Annotated in this window: 19 protein-coding genes; 14 read left to right on the forward strand and 5 right to left on the reverse strand. The window is 71.0% G+C overall.

Annotation, left to right across the window (positions count from 1 at the left end):
* Positions 1-2 precede the first annotated feature (2 nt).
* Positions 3-1,247 carry a hypothetical protein gene (locus ASG73_RS02760; protein ID WP_055990389.1) on the reverse strand — a complete coding sequence of 415 codons (1,245 nt, stop codon included), beginning with the start codon at positions 1,245-1,247 and terminating at the stop codon, positions 3-5.
* Positions 1,248-1,383: 136 nt separating this feature from the next.
* On the opposite strand from ASG73_RS02760, the gene ASG73_RS02765 reads away from it, so the two are divergent.
* Together ASG73_RS02765 and ASG73_RS02770 are read left to right on the forward strand one after the other, a co-directional pair.
* Positions 1,384-3,258, forward strand: coding sequence for a DUF294 nucleotidyltransferase-like domain-containing protein (locus ASG73_RS02765; RefSeq protein ID WP_055990391.1), 1,875 nt, complete (start codon positions 1,384-1,386; stop codon positions 3,256-3,258).
* On the forward strand, positions 3,258-3,959 hold the full coding sequence (locus tag ASG73_RS02770; RefSeq protein ID WP_055990394.1) for an exonuclease domain-containing protein: 702 nt from the start codon (positions 3,258-3,260) through the stop codon (positions 3,957-3,959). The genes ASG73_RS02765 and ASG73_RS02770 overlap by 1 nt, the downstream gene beginning before the upstream one ends.
* A gap of 93 nt (positions 3,960-4,052) precedes the next feature.
* Here the strand turns inward: ASG73_RS02770 and ASG73_RS02775 are convergent, their stop codons facing one another.
* Complete coding sequence (locus ASG73_RS02775; protein WP_055990397.1) at positions 4,053-5,219, reverse strand: S1 family peptidase; 1,167 nt, start codon at positions 5,217-5,219, stop codon at positions 4,053-4,055.
* A gap of 306 nt (positions 5,220-5,525) precedes the next feature.
* Here ASG73_RS02775 and ahpC point away from each other — a divergent pair, with 306 nt between their 5' ends.
* The 4 genes from ahpC to ASG73_RS02795 all read left to right on the forward strand — a co-directional run bounded on the left by ahpC (position 5,526) and on the right by ASG73_RS02795 (position 9,326).
* The gene (gene ahpC, locus ASG73_RS02780) at positions 5,526-6,092 is read left to right on the forward strand and encodes an alkyl hydroperoxide reductase subunit C (protein ID WP_055990400.1); all 567 of its coding nucleotides are present in this window, start codon (positions 5,526-5,528) and stop codon (positions 6,090-6,092) included.
* Positions 6,093-6,195: 103 nt separating this feature from the next.
* Positions 6,196-7,875: an alkyl hydroperoxide reductase subunit F gene (ahpF, locus tag ASG73_RS02785; RefSeq protein ID WP_055990403.1), complete on the forward strand. Its 1,680-nt coding sequence runs from the start codon at positions 6,196-6,198 to the stop codon at positions 7,873-7,875.
* 95 nt (positions 7,876-7,970) lie between these two features.
* Positions 7,971-8,399 carry a cupin domain-containing protein gene (locus ASG73_RS02790; protein WP_055990406.1) on the forward strand — a complete coding sequence of 143 codons (429 nt, stop codon included), beginning with the start codon at positions 7,971-7,973 and terminating at the stop codon, positions 8,397-8,399.
* 117 nt (positions 8,400-8,516) lie between these two features.
* Complete coding sequence (locus ASG73_RS02795; RefSeq protein ID WP_055990409.1) at positions 8,517-9,326, forward strand: alpha/beta fold hydrolase; 810 nt, start codon at positions 8,517-8,519, stop codon at positions 9,324-9,326.
* Positions 9,327-9,377: 51 nt separating this feature from the next.
* On the opposite strand, the gene ASG73_RS02800 is transcribed toward ASG73_RS02795, so the two are convergent.
* Genes ASG73_RS02800 through ASG73_RS02810 form a run of 3 tightly spaced genes read right to left on the reverse strand, consistent with a single transcriptional unit; the run spans position 9,378 to position 12,760 of the window.
* On the reverse strand, positions 9,378-11,972 hold the full coding sequence (locus ASG73_RS02800) for a multicopper oxidase domain-containing protein (protein WP_055990412.1): 2,595 nt from the start codon (positions 11,970-11,972) through the stop codon (positions 9,378-9,380).
* A 47-nt stretch (positions 11,973-12,019) separates the two neighbouring features.
* Entirely contained in the window at positions 12,020-12,499 is a 480-nt protein-coding gene (locus ASG73_RS02805) for a hemerythrin domain-containing protein (RefSeq protein ID WP_055990414.1), read from the reverse strand.
* A 3-nt stretch (positions 12,500-12,502) separates the two neighbouring features.
* Positions 12,503-12,760, reverse strand: a complete 258-nt coding sequence (locus tag ASG73_RS02810) for a DUF2249 domain-containing protein (protein WP_055990417.1) — start codon at positions 12,758-12,760, stop codon at positions 12,503-12,505.
* Between ASG73_RS02810 and ASG73_RS02815 the strand changes: the two genes are divergently transcribed.
* From ASG73_RS02815 to ASG73_RS02850, 8 genes are all read left to right on the forward strand, one after another.
* A complete protein-coding gene (locus ASG73_RS02815) occupies positions 12,759-13,490 on the forward strand; it encodes a helix-turn-helix transcriptional regulator (protein WP_162253956.1) in 732 nt (243 codons plus the stop codon). The genes ASG73_RS02810 and ASG73_RS02815 overlap by 2 nt on opposite strands.
* Before the next feature lie 10 nt (positions 13,491-13,500).
* Entirely contained in the window at positions 13,501-14,871 is a 1,371-nt protein-coding gene (locus ASG73_RS02820; protein ID WP_055990423.1) for a dihydrolipoyl dehydrogenase family protein, read from the forward strand.
* A gap of 102 nt (positions 14,872-14,973) precedes the next feature.
* Positions 14,974-16,578: a flavin-containing monooxygenase gene (locus tag ASG73_RS02825; protein WP_055990426.1), complete on the forward strand. Its 1,605-nt coding sequence runs from the start codon at positions 14,974-14,976 to the stop codon at positions 16,576-16,578.
* Complete coding sequence (locus tag ASG73_RS02830; RefSeq protein WP_055990429.1) at positions 16,575-17,426, forward strand: SDR family NAD(P)-dependent oxidoreductase; 852 nt, start codon at positions 16,575-16,577, stop codon at positions 17,424-17,426. The genes ASG73_RS02825 and ASG73_RS02830 overlap by 4 nt, the downstream gene beginning before the upstream one ends.
* A gap of 20 nt (positions 17,427-17,446) precedes the next feature.
* Entirely contained in the window at positions 17,447-18,448 is a 1,002-nt protein-coding gene (locus ASG73_RS02835; protein WP_055990432.1) for an NAD(P)H-dependent flavin oxidoreductase, read from the forward strand.
* Positions 18,449-18,564: 116 nt separating this feature from the next.
* Positions 18,565-19,395 carry an aldo/keto reductase gene (locus ASG73_RS02840; RefSeq protein WP_055990435.1) on the forward strand — a complete coding sequence of 277 codons (831 nt, stop codon included), beginning with the start codon at positions 18,565-18,567 and terminating at the stop codon, positions 19,393-19,395.
* On the forward strand, positions 19,395-20,747 hold the full coding sequence (locus ASG73_RS02845) for an aspartate aminotransferase family protein (protein WP_055990438.1): 1,353 nt from the start codon (positions 19,395-19,397) through the stop codon (positions 20,745-20,747). The genes ASG73_RS02840 and ASG73_RS02845 overlap by 1 nt, the downstream gene beginning before the upstream one ends.
* An 11-nt stretch (positions 20,748-20,758) precedes the next feature.
* A complete protein-coding gene (locus ASG73_RS02850) occupies positions 20,759-22,360 on the forward strand; it encodes a class I adenylate-forming enzyme family protein (protein ID WP_235499337.1) in 1,602 nt (533 codons plus the stop codon).
* Positions 22,361-22,375 lie beyond the last annotated feature (15 nt).

Below are 22,375 nucleotides of genomic sequence, written 5' to 3' on the forward strand. Positions count from 1 at the left end.
GGTCAGCTCTCGCTCTTGTCCTTGCGCCGCTGGATGGAGATGGACACCTCCGGGAGACGGCTGGCCAACTTGTCCTTGGCCGACCGGGCCCGGCCGAGCTGGTCCGAGCCGAACCGACGAGCGGACTCCACACCGTCTGCGCCATGCTCGAAGGTGCGATCCTTCACGTCGACGGCGGCTTCGGCCCAACGGCGCTGCTCGATCTGCTGCATCTCCCGGGAGATCCCGAGGACGTCGTTGAACCCGACGACGCGGGTCGCGACGTGGTTGCGGCCGCGTACCACGGTGGCCGCGGACCGCGGGCTGGTGAGCACTTTGGAGTTGGCCCTGGAGGCAGCCTCATCCAGTCGCTCGATCAACGTTGCCGTGTGGCTGATGATGCTGTCGATGCGCGCCTCACGGGCGGTCTCGAGCCCGGAGCGGTGGTCCTCCACCTCGTCCGGACTCGCGTCGAAGACCCGGTCGATCTCGAGCACGGCGCACGCTTCCTGGAGCTGGAAGCACCGCGCGAGGACCGCGAGCCACTCGGTGGTGGTCTCCTCTGCCGTGCGAGTGGCGGCAGCCAGATCGCCCATGTCGAGCTTGCCTCCGAGCTTGGTGGCCAGGGCGTCGAGCTGCCTCAGCGCGTACGCCTGCGTGGCCGCGATCGTCATGGACGTCGACTGCACCTTGGACCAGGTCACCTCCGACACGCGACCCACGCGGTCGCGGATCGCCATCGCCTCGTCCAGGACGATGCCAACGGCGATCATCTCGGCCAGGACGGCGTCCTTCTGGGCACGCAGGATGTCATCGACCTTCTCGTCGATGGCGGCGAGGTAGTCCGTTATCTCATCCATCGTCTGCTGCATGGCGAGCTGGGCCATGATGCCGGCAGCACCTGCGAGGACCGCCGGGTTCGTGAGCATGGCACCGTGCTTGCTCGAGAACTCGAGGATCCCGCTGATCTTTCCGTTCTGGGTGACGACGGCGCGGCTCACGCCAGCTGACGACCCCTTCATCGGGGCGGAGCTCGCCAACTTCTCGGCCGATTCCTTCGTGAGCTTGATCCACCGGCCGTGGTTGGCCGTGATCGTTCCGATTGCCTGCCCCGTGGCGCTCCCCGAGGCCAGGACCTTCCGGAGGCGTGGAAGCCCGAGGTCCCTGGACGGCACGCCCTCGGCCGCGATGAACCGCTCGACGGCCTGCTCGCTCCCGATGATCGCGAGACCTTTCCCGTCGTTGATCAGCTGGACCTCGTCATCCATGGGTTCTCCTCGCTCATGGCCAAGCAGTCCCGGGGTGCGGTGCGGCTGGCCTGTAGTGAGGCAATGTTAGGGGTGAGGGGCGACAGCCGGGCCGTGGCGGGGGGTGAGCCACTGCACGTGCTGCCACGATGGGGGCATGGCCGACACCGAGCTGGCCGAGGTCGCCGACTTCCTCGCCGGGCACGCCCCCTTCGCCGCCCTGCCCGCCCGGGTCCTGCGTGCCCTCCCGGCCCGGCTGACGATCCGCTACCACCGCCGGGGCAGCTCACTGATGGCCGTGGGCGTCGACAGCCATGACCTGATCATCGTGCGCTCGGGCGCCATCGAGATCCGTGACGCCGACGGGGGGCTGGTCGACCGGTGCGCGGAGGGCTCCACGGCCGGGTCGACGACCCTCATCGGGCCCAACCCCTCCCGCTTCGACGTCGTGGCCATCGAGGACACCCTCGCGCTGCACCTCCCCGGCGAGGTCTTCCACGAGCTGTCGCAGGCGCATCCCGACTTCGCTGACCACTTCGACGCCGAGCGGGCGGACCGCCTGCGGACGGCGGCATCGTTGATCGCGACGAACCCTGCGGGCGAGGCGATCCTGCGCACCTCCGCGCGCGACCTGATCCACCGGGCACCGGTCTCGGTCCGCGACGACGTCACCATCGCCGAGGCCGCGCGCGTGATGACCGACGAAGGGGTGTCCTCTCTCCTGGTCATCGACGGGCAGCGAGTGGCCGGCATCCTCACCGACCGTGACCTGCGTCGGCGGGTGCTCGCTGCAGGTGTCGATCCGGCGGGGCCGGTGACCTCGGTGATGACGCTCGACCCCGTGGTCGCCGACGCGGACGCCTCCGCGCTGGAGCTGCTGGTGACGATGACGGAGCGCACCATCCACCACCTGCCGGTCGTCGAGGCCGGCCGGCCGCTCGGGGTCGTCACGACGACGGACCTCATGCGCCTGGAGCGGGTCAACATGGTCCACATCGTCGGCGACGTCTCGAAGCAGCCAGATGTCGCCGGGGTCGTGGCGATGGCGCACCGCCTGCCCCGGCTCGTCGAGCAGCTCGTGGGACAGGACGTGGCTGCCGACGACATCACCCGTGTGGTCACGACCGTCGGCGACGCCATCGAGCGCCGGTTGATCACTCTCGCCGAGGACGAGCTCACCGCGGCGGGCCACGGTCCGCCGCCGCGCTACTGCTGGATGACCCTGGGCTCCAGGGCCCGCCACGAGCAGGCTCTGGGTGGCGACCAGGACCATGCCGTGATCCTCGCCGACGATGCACCGGAGGGTGCCGAGGACTACGTGGGGTCACTGGCCGAGATCGTCGTGGCCGGCCTCGAGAGCTGCGGGTACCCGCGCTGCGAGGGCGATGTCATGGCGAGCAACCCGCGCTGGCGCCAACGGCTGACCGGCTGGCGACATGAGTTCCGGCAGTGGATCCACGAGCCGACCTCCGACGCGGTGCTCACGGCGAGCATCTTCTTCGACTCCCGCCCGCTCCTCGGGGACGAGTCCCTGCACGCCCGCCTCGCGGAGGACATCGCGAGCTGGGCGCCGCAGGGCCACAACTTCCTCGGCCACCTCGTGGCGGCAGCCGTGGCCAACGAGCCACCGCTCGGCTTCTTCCGGGGGTTCGTGCTCGCCCGCGCGGGGGACCACAAGGACACCCTCGACCTCAAGCGTGGCGGCGTCGGCGCGATCGTCGACCTCGCTCGCGCGCACGCGCTCGGCACGGGGCTCGTCTCGGTCAACACGCGCTCGCGGCTGCTCGCCGCCGGCCGTGCCGGTGCGCTCGACCCGGCCATCGCCGCCAGCCTCGTCGACGCGCTCGAGTTCATCTCCCACGTTCGCCTCGCGCACCAGTCCCGCCAGGCCGCTGCTGGCGCCACCCCTGACTCGCGGCTGCGACCGAGCGAGCTGACCCCCTTCGAGCAACGCACCCTGCGCGAGGCCTTCCACGTCGTGCGCGATGCTCAGCAGGCACTGGCGCAGCGCAGCCCCGGCCACCTCACCTGATGTTCGGCATCCGACGCTCAGCCGAGCGGCGCCGCGAGGACGCCGCCACGGCAGCCCCACCGGGCCCGCTGCGGGACTACCTGTCCGCTCCCTTCCCCCATGCCGCCACTCCCGTCACCGAGCTGCCGCTGCTGGCGCTCGACGTCGAGAGCACCGGGCTGGACGTCGAGGAGGACCGCGTCCTCGCGGTCGGCTGGGTGCCCGTCGACGGGCTGTCCATCGACCTGTCCGGTGCGCAGCGCCGCGTCCTGGCGACCCGCCGTGACGTCGGGCAGTCGGCCACCGTGCACGGGCTGACCGACGACGCGATCGCGGCAGGCGACCTGCCCATCGCGGTCCTGACCGAGCTGCTCGGCGCCCTGTCCGGGAGGGTCCTGCTCGCGCACCACGCGAGCATCGAGGTCGGCTTCCTCGATGCGGCGTGCCGGCGGGTCCACGGGGTGCCCTTCGTCGCCACCAGCGTCGACACGCTGCACCTGCAGCGGCGGGTGCTGACCGAGGGGTTGGGGGCCCGCGCCGACCCGCTCCCCGGGACCTTGCGCCTGTGGGCTGCCCGCGAGCGCTACGGCCTGCCGCGGTACCGGGCGCACGAACCCCTGACGGACGCCCTGGCCTGCGCCGAGCTCTACCTCGCGCAGGTGGCCGAGCTGTCGCAGCGCTCCAGCCGGCCGTTGACGCTCAAGGCGATCCGGGCGTCCTGACCCCCGCCACTCCCCGTTCGTCTGCATTCCCCTAGGGCAATGCAGGCGGACGGCCCGGGCCCCCGAAGGAGACCCGGGCCACCGGTGACGGGGTCAGTTGGCGGTGGCCACCCGCACGCCGTAGTAGTTCGCCGCGTCGACGACCGGCTGGTAGAAGCTGTACGAGCCGGCGTTGTAGCCCTGGTTGTAGCCGCACTCGACACCCACCGGACCGCCGGAGGTCATGCCCTGGGCGAGGTTGCCGACGCCGATGTACGCGCCGCCGGAGTCGCCGCCCTCGGTGCACACGCTCGCCTCGGCGAGCCCGGAGACCCGGGTGCCGCCGTAGTTGACGGTGCGGTTGTAGGCCTTGATCGTCCCGCAGGTCCAGCCCGTCGTGTTGCCCGCCTTGCAGATCTCCGAGCCGACAGCGTTCTTGCTGGTGCCCTGGACGGCGTAGTAGCCGGAGTGCCCGCGGCTGTCGACGTACGGCTGGCCGACGTCCTCGGAGTCGATGTCCATCAGGCCCATGTCGACGCTGCTGTAGCCCTCGTGGAAGCGGGTGTGGGTGCCCCTGCCGATGTGCGTGCCGTTGGCGTCGAGGATGTCGGGCAGGCCCTCCACGCAGTGGCCCGCGGTGAGCATGACGTTGTTACCGCTGGACGTCGTCCCCGGGAACCCGAGGCTGCAGTTGCTGCCGGGGGAGAGGTCCATGATGCGGCCCGGGACGACATCGGCCTGGGTGGTCAGCTCGTCGGCGGTGGTGACGCTGACCTTGTCCATCTTCGCGATCTTGGTGCGCAGGCCACTGGGAGCGTCCGCGGCCAGACGGACCTCGACGACACCCTTGATCAGGTTGGGCCCGACGGTCACGACGTGACCCGACTGCTTGCCGGCCTTGGCGAGGACCCGGTCGGCGACCGCGTCCAGGCTGCTCTGGCTCACGGTGGTGCTCGGCCGCAGTCCGGCCGAGCGGACCCTGTCGGCGTCGGACGAGGAGGTGACCCCCACGACGAGCTGGGTGCCGTCGAACCACGCACCGTCGGCATCCACCCCCTTCGCCTCCAGGGACCGGAGGGAGGACTGCTTCTGCTCCTTCTTGGCCAGATAGCTCTTGGCCTGGGTCGACGTCTTGCCATCGCGCTGCATGACATAGGACGTCATCGGGTCGGCCCGTTGGATCTGGCTGTCGGGGACGTCCGCCGCGGAGGCCAGTGGGGCCATCACGACGCTCGCGCCGAGGAGTGCTCCGGTGAGAGTCAGGGTGCTGCGCAGGGTCATTGCCTTCTCCTTGTCGCGCCGGGGTTTCCGGCTGCTCAGTCGAAGGTGGCGCGTCGCTGCCCGCCGCGCCATGGGTCCTGACCGTTTTGGGGAGCGCTCTGACCAAGTCCGGGACTGACCCCGGCGGCTCCTGACGAGGCCTTGGGGGGTTCTCGCCGATCGCACTCACCGTTCACGGCAACTTCACCCGACCGGGTTTGCACTCGCTCGTGGCCTGCGCTAATCTGGAATCGTTCCAATCGACGCGGCGCTCAAGTCGCCACCGGTTGAACCACCTGAAACCCAGAGATGCACAGGAGATCACGCATGTCCCTCATCAACACCCAGATCAAGCCCTTCCAGGCCACCGGCTACATCAACGGTGAGTTCAAGGACTACTCCGAGGCCGACATCGCCGGCAAGTGGGCGATCTTCTTCTTCTACCCGGCGGACTTCACCTTCGTCTGCCCGACCGAGCTCGAGGACCTGGCCGGCCAGTACGACGCCGAGCTCAAGGGCCTGGGCGTCGAGGTCTTCTCCGTCTCGACCGACACGCACTTCACGCACAAGGCGTGGCACGAGACCTCCGACGCGGTCGGCAAGGTCACCTACCCGATGCTCGGCGACCCGACCGCCACCATCTCGCGCAACTTCGACATCCTGCGTGAGGACGAGGGCCTGGCCAACCGTGGCACCTTCCTCGTCGACCCCGACGGCGTGATCCAGTTCCTCGAGATCACCGCCGAGGGCATCGGCCGCAACGCCACCGAGCTCGTCCGCAAGGTCAAGGCTGCGCAGTACGTGCGCAACAACCCGGGCGAGGTCTGCCCGGCCAAGTGGGAAGAGGGCGCCGAGACCCTCGCCCCGAGCCTGGACCTCGTCGGCAAGATCTGATTGCACTGACGCATCTCGGGTGAGGGGCGGCGCTCGCCGTCGCCCCTCACCCACCCCCCCCCCCGAACTTTCCCCCCTTCGCTCGTCAGGAGTCGCTCGCACCATGGCACTCGATCCGAACCTCGCCACCCAGCTCAAGGCCTACCTCGACAACCTGCGCGAGCCGATCGAGCTCGTCGCCTCCCTCGATGGCAGCCCCAAGTCCGCTGAGCTCGACGAGCTGCTCGTCGAGATCGAGGGCATGAGCGGGCAGATCACCCGCCGCGTGGCCGAAGGGAGTGACCTGGACGAGCGCGTCCCCTCCTTCGCGATCACCCGGGTGTCCGACCCCGCCATCTCCGTGCGCTTCGCCGGCATCCCGATGGGTCACGAGTTCACCTCCCTCGTGCTGGCGCTGCTGCAGGTCGGCGGCCACCCGAGCAAGGCCTCGCAGGACCTCATCGACCAGGTGAAGGGCCTGCAGGGTGAGCACCACTTCGAGACCTACTTCTCCCTGAGCTGCCAGAACTGCCCGGACGTCGTCCAGGCGCTCAACCTGATGAGCGTGCTCAACCCCGGCATCACGCACACCGCCATCGACGGCGCGGTCTTCCCGACCGAGGCCGAGCAGCGCGGTGTGCTCGCCGTGCCCACCGTCTTCCACAACGGCGAGACCTTCGGCTCCGGCCGCATGGAGCTGGCCGAGATCGTCGGCAAGGTCGACGAGCTGTCCGGTGGCGACTCCGCGGCCCGTGCCGCCGAGGAGCTCACCGCGCGTGAGCCCTACGACGTCCTCGTCGTCGGTGGTGGCCCCGCCGGCGCGTCCGCCGCGATCTACGCCGCACGCAAGGGCATCCGCACCGGGCTCGTCGCCGAGCGCTTCGGCGGGCAGGTCCTCGACACGATGTCGATCGAGAACCTCATCTCGGTCCCGCACACCGAGGGCCCCAAGCTCGCCGCCGACCTCGAGCGCCACGTCAACGAGTACGACGTCGAGATGGTCCGTAGCCAGGCTGCTGCCGGCCTGTCCGCCGGCGACGACGGCCTGACGGTGGTCGACCTGGCCAACGGCGCGAGCCTGACCGGCAGGACGGTCATCCTCGCGACCGGTGCCCGCTGGCGCACCATGGGCGTCCCCGGCGAGGAGGACTACCGCAACAAGGGCGTCACCTTCTGCCCGCACTGCGACGGCCCGCTCTTCAAGGGCAAGCGCATCGCCGTCATCGGCGGCGGCAACTCCGGCGTCGAGGCCGCGATCGACCTGGCCGGCATCGTCGGTCACGTCACGCTCATCGAGTTCATGGACGACATGCGCGCCGACGAGGTCCTGCAGCGCAAGCTGCGCTCGCTGCCCAATGTCGAGGTGCGCCTGGGTACCAAGACGACCGAGGTCATCGGTGACGGTGGCAAGGTCACCGGCCTGGCCATCGAGCCCCGCGACGGTGGCGAGGGAGAGCAGCTCGAGCTCGAGGGCGTCTTCGTCCAGATCGGCCTGCTGCCCAACACCGAGTGGCTCGGTGACGCGCTGGAGCTGTCCGAGCGCGGCGAGATCGTCATCGACGGTGTCGGCCGCACCAGCCGCCCGGGCGTCTTCGCTGCAGGCGACTGCACGGTCGAGCCCTACAAGCAGATCGTCACGGCGCTGGGCGCCGGGTCGACCGCCTCGCTGAGCGCCTTCGACCACCTCATCCGCACGAGCGCACCCGACGAGGAGTCCGCGATCGCCGCCACCAAGGCAGCCGACGGACCCCTCGAGGCCGGCGACCAGATCGACGTTCCCGACTCGGTCGGCGCCTCGGTCTGACCCGGACTTCTCATTACCTTGAGGTCGTGCGCAAGGACCGCGCACGACCTCGAGGAGATGCGCACCCACCACGCACGACGAGACCAGGAGCGAGCATGAGCGAGCAGATCGACCTCACCGACCACGGACCGGCCCCCTACGTCGTCGACATCGAGTCGGCCACCTTGCAGAACACCAACTACCGCTCCACGTTGTGGACCGGCACCAACCTGCAGCTGACCGTGATGGCGATCGCCCCCGGCGACGACATCGGGCTGGAGGTCCACGAGGACCACGACCAGTTCCTGCGCGTCGAGGAGGGTCGCGGCCGTGCCCAGATGGGACCGGCGCAGGACGACCTGTCCTTCGACCGCGAGGTCGGCGACGACGACATCATCATGGTGCCGGCCGGGCAGTGGCACAACGTCACCAACATCGGTGACGAGCCGCTCAAGGTCTACTCCCTCTACGCCCCGCCGGAGCACGTCCACGGCACGGTCCACGTCACCAAGGCCGACCAGGACGCTGACCCCAACGAGCACTGATCCCACGCGTCGGGGGACTGCCCCCGCAGACGGTCGAAGGGTGGGAGGCACGCAGGTGCGTCCCACCCTTCGACGTCGTGGTGGTCACCGCGGTGACCGGCGGGTAACGTCGCGCTCATGACGAGCACCATCGAGTACACGCACCTGGCGGGCGACGGCGAGCCGGTCGTCCTCATCCATGGCATCGGCCACCGGCGCCAGGCATGGGGCGAGGTTCCCGCGCTGCTCCACGCTCGTGGTCACGACGTCTACGTCGTCGACCTGCCGGGCCACGGGTCCTCCCCGGTGCCGACCAGGCCGGACGGGTACTCGATGGGCAGCCACGCCGAGCAGTTCGAGCGGCTCTTCGGCGAGCTCGGCATCGAGCGGCCCCACGTCGTCGGCAACTCGTTGGGTGGCGCGATGGTCCTCGAGATGGCCCACCGCGGCATCGTGCGCACCGCGACGGCGCTCTCCCCGGCCGGTTTCTTCCCCCTGCTCCACCTGCCCAATGTCACGGTCAACCTGCTCCTCATGAAGGGCGGTAGCCACCTGCCCGAGAGCCTGCACCGCAAGCTCAACGGCTACGGCTGGTTCCGCAAGATCGCCTTCCGCTCCCTCTACTCGCACCCGGAGAAGGTCTCGGCGGAGGACGCCATGGGCGACACGCTCAACCTGCGCCGGTCCAAGGGCTACTGGCCGCACTTCGTCCGCGCGCCGCGTCTGCGCGTGACCAATCTGGTCGTCGTGCCGACGACGATCGGTTGGGGCGACACCGACCGGTTGCTCCTGCCCTCCGAGGCCAAGGTGGCCCGAGAGCGCCTGCCGGAGGCGACCCACGTGAGCCTCCCGGACTGCGGGCACTGCCCGCAGATCGATCACCCGGAGCTCGTCGTCGACCTGATCGTCGCGACCATGGAGCGGGCCGAGGACGCGTCGGCGGTCTGAGGCTGACGGAACCGTGCATTGCCCTATGGCAATGCACGGTTCCTGCGCTCGTCAGTGCACCCGCACGATGCCGCGCGCGCCCCGCTCCGCGTCGGTCATCACGTGGTTGACGAAGGGGTAGTGACCGGCCTGCGGGAAGGTCAGCTCCACGAAGCCTCCCTGGGCGGGGAGCAGACCGAGCGCCTGTGACCCGGCGGCCGGCCCACCGACCTCGTCCGGTCCGCCGATCCGGTACGCACCCTCCTGCCAGACGGTGTCGAACTGCCCTCCGACGACGTGGAAGGACAGCGGCCCGTCCGGCCCGGCGTCCAGGACCCAGAAGCGCACTCGCTCGCCGACGCGAGCGGTGAGCGGGTCGGCGTCGTACTGGAAGGCGCGGCCGTTGAAGGCCGTCGCGACCGGCTCGCCGCTGGCCGCCTCCTCGGGGTAGAGCTCGGAGCCGGTGAGGACGTAGGAGCGGTCGACCTGCGGCAGGTCCGGTGGCTCGATGACGACTGCGCCGAACATGCCCTGGGCGATGTGGGTCGACATCGGCATCGTCGAGCAGTGGTACATCCAGATGCCCGAGCGTTCGGCGGTGAAGGTGTAGGTCAGCCGCTTGCCGGGCGCGATGGTGCGCATCGGCTTGTCGGGGGCCAGCGCTCCGGCGTGGAAGTCGATCGAGTGCCCGATGCTGCCGTCGTTGACGAGCGTGATGACGAAGCGGTCGCCGACCCGACCGTGCAGCGTCGGCCCGGGAGCGCTGCCGCCGAAGGTCCAGCGGGTCCGCGTCACCCCGGGCGCGACCTCCACCTCGATCTCCTGCACCCGGAGCGTCACACGGTGGGTCCGCTCATCGGACAGCGGTGGGAGAGCGGCGTTGTCGGCCTCGAAGTCCTCCGGCCAGGTGGCCCCACGCTGCAGGGCGAAGGGGGGTGCCCCCGCCGTGTCGTGCCCTTGCGTCGGCGCGTGCTCGGGCCCGTGTGCCGGTGCGGCTGCGGGTGCGCCGGTGACCACGATGTCGAAGGTCATCCCCATCGCCCGGTGGCCGGCCACGGAGCACCACCCCTGGCGGTCGGCGCCGACGATGCCGACGTCGAGGGTGGCGGACTCTCCCTTCGTCAGGCGGGGGGTCTGCGTGTCGTCGTCGAGATGGAGGTCGTGCACGGTGCTGCCGTCGGTGTTGGTGAGCGTGATGACCAGCCGGTCGCCGGCGGGGACCTCGACCCGGGAGGGGCTGAAGGCCATCTCGGCCTTCGCCTCCACGGCGACCGTGGTCGTGTGCCCGGTCGGGGCCACCGGGGTGACGGAGGTGCCGCTGCCGCCGTCGAGGACTGGCCGGAGCGCCGGGCCTGCCGCGAGGGCGAGCGCCACGAGCGTCACGCCCGCCATGAGCTGCGTGCGGGGGAAGGGCGGCTCGAGCACCCGGGCGGCCTCGGCCCGCCCCTGCTCCAGGCCCGCCCGACGCTCCTCGGGGGTGGCCAGCGCGGCCTCCTTGCGGACGGCGACCACCCGCTTGATCGTGCTCAGCAGGATCGGGATGAAGGCGGCCAGACCCACGAGCACGAGCGCGGCGAGGACGACGCGCGTGCCGGAGGGGACGGGCAGGAGGGCCAGGGCGAAGGGCACGTTGATGATGACGATGCGGGCCATGCCGAGCCGGTCGAAGCCCTCGATGCCCGCCCGGACCACCCGCGGACCGCCACCGATGACGGCGGGGACGAGGTGGCTCAGCGCGCCGGTCAGCACCTGCAGACCGAAGCCGACGACGAGCACGGCCGCGACCCGCCCGTAGCCGGTGGCCATGGCCGCGAAGTCGTCCGCGGTGGCCACCCGCCAGGCGACCATGCCGATGCCGACGAGGAACCAGGTGGCGCCAGCCATGACCGACCACGACGCGAAGTGGCGCGGCGGCTTCTGCCGGGCCGGCGCGACGAGCGAGCGGGCGGTCCACAGCAGGGAGAGCAGATAGCCGGCCACACCGGCGAGGAGCAGCCAGCGCCACCCGAGGAGGGCGCCGGTGCAGGCGATGGCCAGCCCGCCGACCAGGCCGGGGAGCGACTGGCGGGCGCGGCGCTCAGCGGCGTCGTCCATCCGGGCGCGCAGGATCGTCGGCCACAGCGTGATGAGCGTGCCCGTGACGGTGATGCCGACCCAGCCGAGCACGTTGACGAGGGAGTGGGCGAGCAGCAGGCGGGCGTGCATCTCCTCGCCGAGGCCGCGGGCCAGCAGCACGCCGAGTGTGGCGCCGACGGGGAGGAAGGCGGCGGAGGCGAGGTAGTGGTGGACGACGATGCGAAATCGCCCGGGCAGGGCGCCGCGCAGTCGTCGCCCGAGCTGCCAGGCATGCCAGACCACTGCGACGACGACGGCGATCGCGCCGACGAGGGTCACCCACCACCAGGTCATCGGGACGCCGACGAGGACCGCGAGGATGCCGACGTGGAGCAGGACGAGGCGGCGGTTCTGCATCGCGCGCACGTCGATGTCGGGGTTGTCCTTCAGCAGCGTCGTCGCGAAGTGTGTGCTCCACACCATGATCGAGTGGGTGAGGCCACCGAGGGCGACCACGTGCACCATCAGCCAGGTCGCGTCAGGGACGAAGGGGTGGACCAGCGCTGTGAGCGCGGCGGCCATCAGCCACAGCACGCCGGGGCGGTCGCGCATCGCCCAGACCCCGCCCGGTCCGCGGGGCGGGGTGGTCGGTCGGCCGGTCACGGTGCGGTGGGTGGAGCGGAGCGTGGTGCGGGAGCCGCCGGGACGGCCGCGGCGGTCAGGGCGTCGACCTCGTCCCAGTCGTCGCCGCGCAGGGTCGTGAGCGAGGCGGGGAAGAGGCCGTCCTCCTCGCGCTCGATGTGCGAGCGCAGCTGCTTGTAGAAGCGGTCGGCGAGGTCGCGCTCACCTGCGCGGACCCGGGCCAGCAGCTCGTCGAGGGTGACGTGCTCGCCGCACAGGGAGTCGATGTAGGGGGTGAAGTCCTCGTCCCGGCGCAGGACCGCGAAGAGACCCGCCTCCTCCGCGCCGGTGTGCGGCGCGAGCAGTGCGGCCACCTCGTCGACGAGCTCGACGACCTCGTCGGTGGCGCCCGCTGCTGCCGCGCGCCGCAGCAGGCCGGTCGCGTTGATCAGCTCCTCGTGCTCAGCGGTGAATCGGCCGATCATGTCGATCGACTGGCAGCCGCAGTAGGAGCACATCGGTCAGGCTGCGCGGGTCAGGCGCAGGGTCCAGGCCTCGGGGCCCTCGACGAGGTACTCGACCGACCAGACACCCGGCTCGAGGCCCTCGACCTGGCGCAGCAGGGGCTGCGGGTCGTGCGGCGCGACGAGGTCGAGCGAGCGGCCCGGGCGGATGGCCGAGAGGGCCCCGATGACGGTCGCGTGCCGGATGGCCCGCGGGATGGGGCGCACGTCGAGGGCAGGGATGTCCTCGGCCATCTGGAGGTTGGTCTCGGTCATGGTGTGTCCCTTCGCAGGTGGCTGGCGGGTCCTGTTGCCCGATGTCCATCAATTTACTACATTGGGAGCCGTGAAAAATAATCCTCTCGGCCCCCGCCCTGCACCCGAGGCGGATCCCGGTGGTCTCGGTGCGGCGGGACTGGTCCTGGCCGCGATCCGTGAGGCCGCGGGACCCGTGCGCGTCGGTGAGATCGCTCAGGCCGTGGGCTCGCACGACAACACCGTGCGTGGGCACCTGGCCGCCCTCCTCGAGCTCGGCCTGGTCGAGTCCGAGGCGGCCCCGGCGCAGGGGCGGGGGCGCCCCGCGGTGCTCTACTCGGCCGATCCCCGGCCGGGTGTGCGCACCGACGAGTTCCGCTCCCTCGCAGGTGCCTTCGCTGCCGATCTGGTCACGCAGGGGAGCGGCCGGCAGGTGCGTGAGCGGGCCCGTCGGATCGGTCGGACCTGGGGCGAGAGCCTGACCCCACCGCCGGCGAAGGGAGCCGCCCCGCAGGATCTCGACAGCGTCCTGGCCGACCTCGGTTTCGGGCCGCAACGCGATGCGGACGTGGTCCGCCTGACCACCTGCCCCTTGCTCGACCTGGCCGTCGCCAACCCCGACGTCATCTGCCAGGTCCACCTGGGTCTCGTCGACGGGATCATCGACAGGGGTGAGGGTGACGCGGAGGCCGAGCTCACCCCCTTCGCCGAGCCCGGCGCGTGCCTGCTGCGGGTGCCACCTCCGGCGTAGCCTCGAGGCCATGACCACGACCCTCCGGACCGACGTCCTCGTCATCGGCTGGGGCAAAGCGGGCAAGACCCTCGCCGGCGCCCTCGGCAGGGCGGGGCGCAGCGTGACCCTCGTCGAGCAGTCGGCCGACATGGTCGGCGGCACCTGCATCAACATCGGGTGCGTCCCGACCAAGGCGCTGGTCCACCAGGCCGAGACACGGCGTGAGCAGGACGACCCCGCAACGTGGTTCACCCACGCGGTCGAGGCACGCGACAGCCTCATCGACAAGCTCAACGCGGCCAACCGGGCGATGCTCGAGGACGTCGACGCGGTCCGTCTCGTCGTCGGCGGCCGCGCGAGCTTCACCGGCCCGCGCCGGGTCACGGTGACCGCGGGGGGCGAGACGCTCGACATCACCGCCGAGACGGTCGTCGTGGGCACCGGCGCGATCCCGCGACCGCTCGAGGTCCGCGGCGCCGACGGTCCCCGGGTGCACGACTCCACCTCGATCCAGCACGTGCGGCCCTTCCCCGGTCGCCTCGTCATCGTCGGCGGCGGTCCGGTGGCGCTGGAGTTCGCGAGCATGTTCGCCGGGTTCGGCGCGCAGGTCACCGTGCTCGAGCGAGGCGAGCGGATCCTCGCCCGTGAGGACGCCGATGTCGCCGAGTCCGTCCAGCAGGCCCTCGCCGACGCCGGCGTGAGCATCCGGACCGGGACGGAGGCGAGCGGCTTCGAGGACGACGGCCTCGCCGTCACCGTGCTCACCCGGGGTGGCGAGCGCATCGAGGCCCACGCCGTGCTCGTCGCGGTCGGTCGGGTGCCCGCCACCGAGGGGCTCGGTCTCGACGCCGCCGGGATCGACACCGACGACGCGGGCGCGATAGTCGTCGACGACCACCTGCGCACCAGCGCCCAGGGCGTCTTCGCGGTCGGTGACGTCAACGGCGGCCCGCAGCAGACCTACATCTCCTACGACGACCACCGGATCGTCCTCGATCAGCTGACCGGTGACGGCGCGCGCTCGCGCGCCGACCGCGTGGCCGTCCCCACGACGACCTTCGTGTCACCTCCCTTCGCCCGGGTGGGGGAGAGCGAGGAGGCGCTGCGGGCGAAGGGGGTGCCCGTCGCCGTCTACTCGAAGCCGGTCGCGAAGATCGCGGCGATGCCGCGACCGAAGACCCTCGGCGAGACGCACGGGCTGATCAAGCTGTGCGTCGACCCCGAGACCGACCTCGTCCTCGGTGCCGCGCTGCACACCGTCGACGCGCAGGAGCTGGTCAACCTCGTCGCGCTCGCGATGCGTGCCGGTGTGACGGCGACCCAGCTCAAGGACGGCATCTGGACGCACCCGTCGACGACCGAGGCGCTCAACGAGGTGCTGGCCGCACCCGCCGGCTGACGCGCCCGCACGCTGCGTGCGCAGTTGTCGAGGATGCCGACCGGCGGGCAGGTCGCGTAGGTTACCCATCAGGAAACTACATCCGTCGAGAGAGGCCCTGCCATGACCGTCGAGACCCCGGGCACTGCCGTCCGCCGGGCGCTGCCGGAGCGCGTCGACGTGCTCGTCGTCGGCGCCGGTCTGTCGGGCATCGGTGCCGCCCACCGCATCCGCGAGGCCAACCCCGGCATCGAGCTGGCGATCCTCGAGGCACGTGAGGTGACCGGCGGCACCTGGGACCTCTTCCGCTACCCGGGCGTGCGCTCCGACTCGGACATGTTCACCCTGTCCTTCCCCTTCCGCCCGTGGGAGGGCCGCACGTCGATCGCCGAGGGTGGCGACATCCTCGACTACATCCGCGAGACCGCTCAGGAGTCGGGCCTCGAGGAGCTGATCCACACCGGGCACCGGGCCGTTGCCGCGAGCTGGTCGAGCGACGAGCAGGAGTGGACCGTCGAGGTCGAGACGTCGGCCGGACGCCGGCAGGTGCGCGCCGGGTTCGTCCACCTCGGCAGCGGCTACTACAGCTACGAGCGGGCGCACGACGCGGGGTTCGACGGGGTCGAGGACTTCCGCGGGAGGGTGATCCACCCGCAGTTCTGGCCGCAGGACCTCGACCACACGGGCCAGCGGGTCGTCGTCATCGGCTCGGGCGCGACCGCGGTCACCGTCGTGCCCGCGATGGCCGACACCGCCGCGCACGTGACGATGCTGCAGCGCACCCCGAGCTATGTCTTCAGCCAGCCGGGCGTCGACCCCTTCGTCCAGAGGTTGCGTCGTCGGCTCAGCCCGGCTGCCGTGCAGAAGGCAGCACGGGTGAAGAACCTCGGCCTGCAGTACTTCCTCTACGAGCTCTCCCGGCGGCGGCCACAGGCGGCCAACAAGATCGCCCTGACCCAGCTGCGCCGCAACCTGCCCAAGGACATCGTCGACGAGCACTTCACCCCGCCCTACGACGTGTGGGACCAGCGCCTGTGTGCCGTGCCCGACGGTGACCTCTTCAGCGCGATCCGCCGCGGACGCGCCGACGTCGTCACCGGGCACATCGACCGCTTCGTGCCCGAGGGCGTGCGCCTGACCGACGGCCGGGTCGTCGAGGCCGACATCATCGTCACCGCGACCGGCCTGCTGCTGCAGCTGCTCGGCGGCATGGAGTTCACCGTCGACGGCGAGACGGTGCCGATGGAGCGGGCCTTCGCCTATCGCGGCCTCATGCTCGCCGGCGTGCCCAATGTGTCGATGACCGTCGGCTACGTCAACGCGTCCTGGACCCTGCGCGCCGACCTCGTCAGCAGGTACGTCGCCTCGCTCATCACCCACATGCGCGACCGCGGGCTGGGTATCGCGGTCCCCGTCGCACCCGACGGGATGACCGCCGGCCCGATCCTCGACCTCACGGCCGGCTACGTCCAGCGCGTGGTCGCCGCCTTCCCCAAGGTGGGCGACCGCGCGCCGTGGACGATGCCGCAGAACTACGTCAAGGACAAGATTGCGTTCGCCCGGGCCGACCTGACGGCGGACATGCACTTCGTGCCGGTCGGGGCGAAGGGGGAGAGCCTCCCGCAGGGTGCCGCGGCGCCGGCGGAGCTCGCGCTGCCGGGGACGTCGAGCAATGTCGACGGCTCACCAGGCGATGTCCGCGACGAGACCCTCGAGGTGGTCCGATGAAGCGCCCCGACCTGGTCGTCGCGGGCGGGACCGCCGTCGTCACCGGTGCTGCTGGGGGCATGGGTGAGCACATCGCCAAGGGCCTGGCGCGGCGCGGGGCCGACCTCGTCATCCTCGACCGTGATGCCGATGGGCTGGCGCGCGTCGCCGCCGACCTCGGCCGTGAGACGCCCGGCGCGCGGGTGGCGACCCACGTCGTCGACCTCGCCGACCGCGCTGCCGCGGACGCGGTCATCGCGCGCATCCGTGACGCGCACCCGGGCGTGACGATGCTCTTCAACAACGCCGGCGTGGCCGTCGGCGGGCGCTTCACCCAGGTCGACGCCACGGACTTCGACTGGCTGCTCGAGATCAACCTGCTCGTGCCGATCCGCCTCACCCGCGCGCTGCTGCCGATGATGCTGGAGAACGGTGAAGGGCAGGTCATCAACACCTCCAGCCTCTTCGGGCTCGTCGGCCCGCCCGGCCAGAGCGCCTACTCCACGAGCAAGTTCGGCCTTCGCGGGTTCAGCGAGTCGCTGCGCAGCGAGCTCGAGGAGGAGGGCCAGCCGGTCGGCGTCACCGTCGTGCACCCCGGGGGGATCAGGACCAACATCGCGGTCAACGCGAGGGTGGCCGGCGGTGTCGATCCCGCGGAGGCGGAGCGCAACCGCAAGGCCTTCGCCAAGATGCTCAGCCACCCCGCTGACAAGGCGGCCGAGGAGATCATCGAGGCCGCCATCGCGAGGCGACCGCGCCTGCTCATCGGCAACGACGCCAAGGCACTCGACAAGCTGGCGCGGATCACCCCTTCGCGGTACTGGTCGTTGATGGGCCGCGCGATGGCCCTGGCGGCGAGGAAGAAGTAGCGGCTGCAACCATGGGGGGCATGACCATGCCTCAGCAGCTCCAGGGCCGCCTGCGCCTGCCCATCATCGCCGCGCCGATGTTCCTCGGCTCCGGTCTCGACCTCGTCATCGGCACCTGCCGTGCGGGCGTCGTCGGGACCTTCCCCGCGCTCAACCTGCGCACCACCGAGGAGTTCGACGGTTGGCTGACGCAGATCGACGAGGCGCTCGCGGAGCCGGACGCGTCCGGCCGCGAGGCCGCGCCGTACGGGGTCAACTTCGTCGTGCACCGGACCAACAAGCGCATCGAGGCCGACCTCGAGAAGATCGTCGAGCACCAGGTGCCGATCGTCATCACGAGCCTCGGTGCGGCCAAGGACGTCGTCGAGGCGGTCCACTCCTACGGCGGTCTGGTCTTCCACGACGTCGTCAACGCCACCTTCGCCGTCAAGGCCGCGCAGGCCGGTGTCGACGGACTGATCCTCGTCTCCGCGGGCTCCGGTGGGCACTCCGGCGGGCTCAACCCCTTCGCCCTCATCGCCGAGGTGCGCAAGGTGTGGGACGGGCCGCTCATCCTCGGTGGCGCCCTCAGCACGGGGCGCGATGTCCTCGCGGCGCAGGCCGCCGGCGCGGACCTGGCGTACATGGGCACGCGCTTCCTCGCGACGGAGGAGTCGGTGATCTCCGAGGAGTACCGCGCGATGCTCGTCGACTCCGGCGCGGACGAGATCGTCTACACGCCCTCGATCAGCACGATCCCCGCCAACTTCCTGCGGGGCAGCATCCTCGGCGCCGGCCTCGACCCCGACAACCTGCCCGTCCCGGAGCGGATCGACGTCTCCCACGTGACCAACCCGCACACCGAGGAGGAACCGCGCAGCACCTCCTCGACGATCGCGCCCAAGGCGTGGCGCGACGTTTGGAGCGCGGGCCACTCCGTCGCCGGCATCGACGAGGTGCTGCCGGTGGCCCGACTCGTCGACCAGCTCGAGGCCGAGTACACCCAGGCGAAGGGAGAGCTGCTCGCCGTCATCGGTGAGTGAGCTGGGTGGAGGTACCAGCTGGGTGGAGGTATACGCGCTGACGATTCGTCGGCGAGCCGGCATCCACCCGCGGAACGCTCCGGCGACGGGGTTGCTCGCGTCGTTAGCGTGGGGACATGACTGAACTCCCCACCCGCCCCCTCGGCGACGGCGTCTCCGTCCCGGTCCTCGGCTTCGGCACCTACCCGCTGCGCGGGGACGACGGCGTGCGCGCCATGGTGTCCGCGCTCGAGGTCCGCTACCGCTTCATCGACACGGCGGTGAACTACCGCAACGAGCGAGAGGTCGTCGAGGCGGTACGCGCGAGTGGTCTCGACCGTGGTGACGTCTTCATCCAGAGCAAGGTGCCCGGGCGCGACCACCGCAGCGCCAAGCACTCGATCCGGACGTCGCTGCAGGTGATGGACCTCGAGTACCTCGACAGCGTGCTCATCCACTGGCCCAATCCGTCGCAGGGCGGTTATGTGCGCGCGTGGGAGGGGCTCGTCGAGGCCAAGGAGGCCGGGCTGGTCCGCTCGATCGGGGTCAGCAACTTCACGCCCGAGTACCTCGACGAGATCATCGCGGCGACCGGCGTGACGCCGGCGTCCAACCAGATCGAGATGCACCCTGCCTTCCCGCAGGTGGAGCAGCGCGCTGCCGACGCTGAGCGCGGCATCGTCACCCAGGCGTGGAGCCCGATCGGTCGGGGCGAGTCGCTGGAGGCGGCGCCGGTCGTCGCGGCGGCGCAGGCCCACGGCGTCACCCCCGCGCAGGCGGTCCTGCGCTGGCACCTGCACGTCGGCTCCCTTCCCCTGCCCAAGTCGGCCGACCCCGTGCGTCAACGCGGTAACTTCGAGGTGCTCGGCTTCGACCTGTCGGTCGCCGAGATCGACGCGATCACTGCGCTCGGGCGCCCCGACGGGCGACTCTTCGGCGCTGACCCGGACATTCACGAGGAGATGTGATGGAGCTGCTGCCCCGCCTTGACGCCGACGAGGTGCGCCGCCTGGACCGGGCGCACGTCTTCCACTCGTGGAGCGCGCAGGACCTCATCGATCCGCCGGGGATCGTGTCCGCGCGGGGCAGCCGCTTCACCGACCACACCGGTCGGGAGTACCTCGACTTCGCCAGCCAGCTGGTCAACGTCAACCTCGGCCACCAGCACCCCGAGCTGGTCGAGGCGATCGCCGAGGCAGCCGCGCGGATGACGACGATGGCGCCCGGCTTCGCCGTCGAGACCCGCTCGCAGGCGGCCGCGATGATCGCCGACAAGGCGCCCGGCGACCTCGACTCGGTCTTCTTCACCAACGGTGGCGCCGACGCCAACGAGCACGCGATCCGGATGGCCCGCATCCACACCGGGCGGCACAAGGTCCTCGCCGCCTACCGCAGCTATCACGGTGGCACCGCGGCCGCGATGGCGCTGACCGGTGAGCCGCGGCGCTGGGGGAGCGAGCCCTCCTTCACCGGCGTCGTCCACTACTGGGGTCCTTACCCCTACCGCTCGTCCTTCCACTCCGACAGCGAGGAGCAGGAGTGCGAGCGGGCGCTGGCCCACCTGCGCCAGACCGTCGAGGTCGAAGGGCCGAGCCAGGTCGCCGCGATCGTCCTCGAGACCATCGTCGGGACCAACGGCGTGCTCGTCCCGCCCGACGGCTACCTCGCCGGTGTCCGCGAGCTCTGCGACGAGTACGGCATCGTGATGGTCGCCGACGAGGTCATGGCCGGTTTCGGCCGGGCCGGCGAGTGGTTCGCGGTGGACCACTGGGATGTCACACCCGACCTCATCACTTTTGCGAAGGGGGTCAACTCGGGCTACGTACCTCTCGGCGGCGTCATCGTCAGCGGAGCGATCCGCGAGACCTTCGGCCAGCGGCCGTACCCGGGCGGGCTGACGTACCAAGGACATCCACTCGCCTGCGCCTCCGCCGTCGCGTCGATGCGCATCTTCGAGCGGGACGACATCATCGGTCGGGCCCGGTCGCTCGGTGAGGACGTCATCGGTCCCGGCCTGCGCGAGATCGCGCAGCGGCACCCGAGCGTCGGCGACGTGCGTGGCCTCGGGGTCATGTGGGCGGTCGAGCTCGTGCGTGATCGCGAGACGCGCGAGCCGCTGGTGCCCTTCAACGCCACCGGTTCCGACGCTGCTCCCATGGGTGAGGTCGCTGCAGCCTGCAAGAAGTCCGGCCTCTGGCCGATGGTCGCGGGCAACCGCGTGCACGTGGTCCCGCCCCTGACGACGAGTCCTGATGACGTCCGCGAGGGTCTGGCGATCCTCGACGAGGCGCTGTCCGTCGCGGACGCCCACACCCGGTGACCCTGTCTGACGTGTCCTCGCCCGACGTGACCGTGCCGCGGTGGCCGGTCCGGCCCGAGCCCGGCGAGGCTGTGCCTGCCGAGTTCGGCATGTCGGCGTACTGCGTGGCCGACCCGGCGGCGCACGCTCCGGACCGGGACGCGCTGGTGGTCGTCCACGGTGATGGCGACTCCCGCTGGACCTTCGCCCAGGTCGACGACACCGTGCGGGCCGTGGCCGCCGGGCTGCTCGGGCTGGGACTGCACCCGGGTGACCGGGTGCTGCTGCGCATGGGCAACCGGGCGGAGTTCCCCTTCGTCTTCTTCGGGGCGATCGCGGCCGGACTCGTGGCCGTGCCCACGAGCTCGCAGCTCACTCCGGACGAAGCCGCTCGGTTGCTGGCCGACTCCGGTGCACGCGCGGTCGCGCTCGACTCGGACCTCGATCTCGTTGTCCCGCAAGGGGTGCCGGTCGTGACCGCTGACGACATCGCTGGCTGGGTCGCGGGCGGGGAGCGGGCCGGCCACGACGTGGGTGACCCCGAGCGCCCGGCCTTCATCACCTACACCTCGGGCACGACCGGCAGGCCGAAGGGGGTCGTCCACGCCCACCGCAGCGCCTGGGGGCGACGTCCGATGTACCGCGGCTGGTACGGGCTCGGTGAGGGTGACGTCATGCTCCACGCCGGAGCGCTCAACTGGACGTACACGCTGGGCGTCGGGCTCACCGACCCGTGGGCCAATGCGGCGACCGCGATCGTCCACGACGGGCCTCGTGACGGACAGGTCTGGCCGCGGATCGTCCACTCGCACAAGGCGACCCACTTCGCTGCCGTGCCCGGGGTGTTCCGCCACCTGCTGCGGCACGGCGATCCGAGCACGTGGGAGCTGGGCTCGCTGCGGGCCGCCCTCGTGGCGGGAGAGGCACTCCCTTCGCCCCTGTGGCAGGAGTGGACCGAGACGACCGGTGTGCCTCTGTACGAGTCGCTGGGGATGAGCGAGATCTCGACCTTCGTCTCGAGCGGGCCGGACGTCCCCACGCGACGGGGGAGTCCGGGGCGGGTGCAGCCCGGCCGACGGATCGCGGTGCTCGACCCGGAGCGGCTCGATGACCCGACGCCGTTGCCGCCCAACGAAGTCGGGCGTCTGGCGGTCCACCGCTCCGACCCCGGGCTGATGCTCGGCTACTGGCAGCGTCCGGAGGAGATGGCCGAGGTGATGGGGGGCGAGTGGTTCGTCACCAGCGACCTGGCCGAGCTCGACGAGGACGGCTACCTGACCTACCACGGGCGGTCCGACGACGTGATGAATGCGATGGGCTACCGCGTCTCCCCGGCCGAGGTCGAGGACGCGCTGGCCGGGACTCACGGTGTCGCCGAGGTCGCCGTCACGACGCTCGAGGTCGGCGATGGGGTGAGCGTCATCTGCGCCTGGGTGGTGCCGACGGATGCCACCGCGGATCCAGAGGTGCTGGGCGACAAGGTGATCGAGCACGCTGCCGAGCGACTGGCCCCCTACAAGCGACCGCGGGAGGTGCGTCTTGTCAACGCACTGCCGCGCACGGCCAACGGCAAGGTCGTGCGCCGCGACCTCCCCCCGCCCTCCCCGCGTGGAGGTGAACTCGCCGACGAATGACCGGCGCGCCCACGT

This window comes from Janibacter sp. Soil728, from assembly GCF_001428305.1.
Lineage (GTDB): Bacteria > Actinomycetota > Actinomycetes > Actinomycetales > Dermatophilaceae > Janibacter.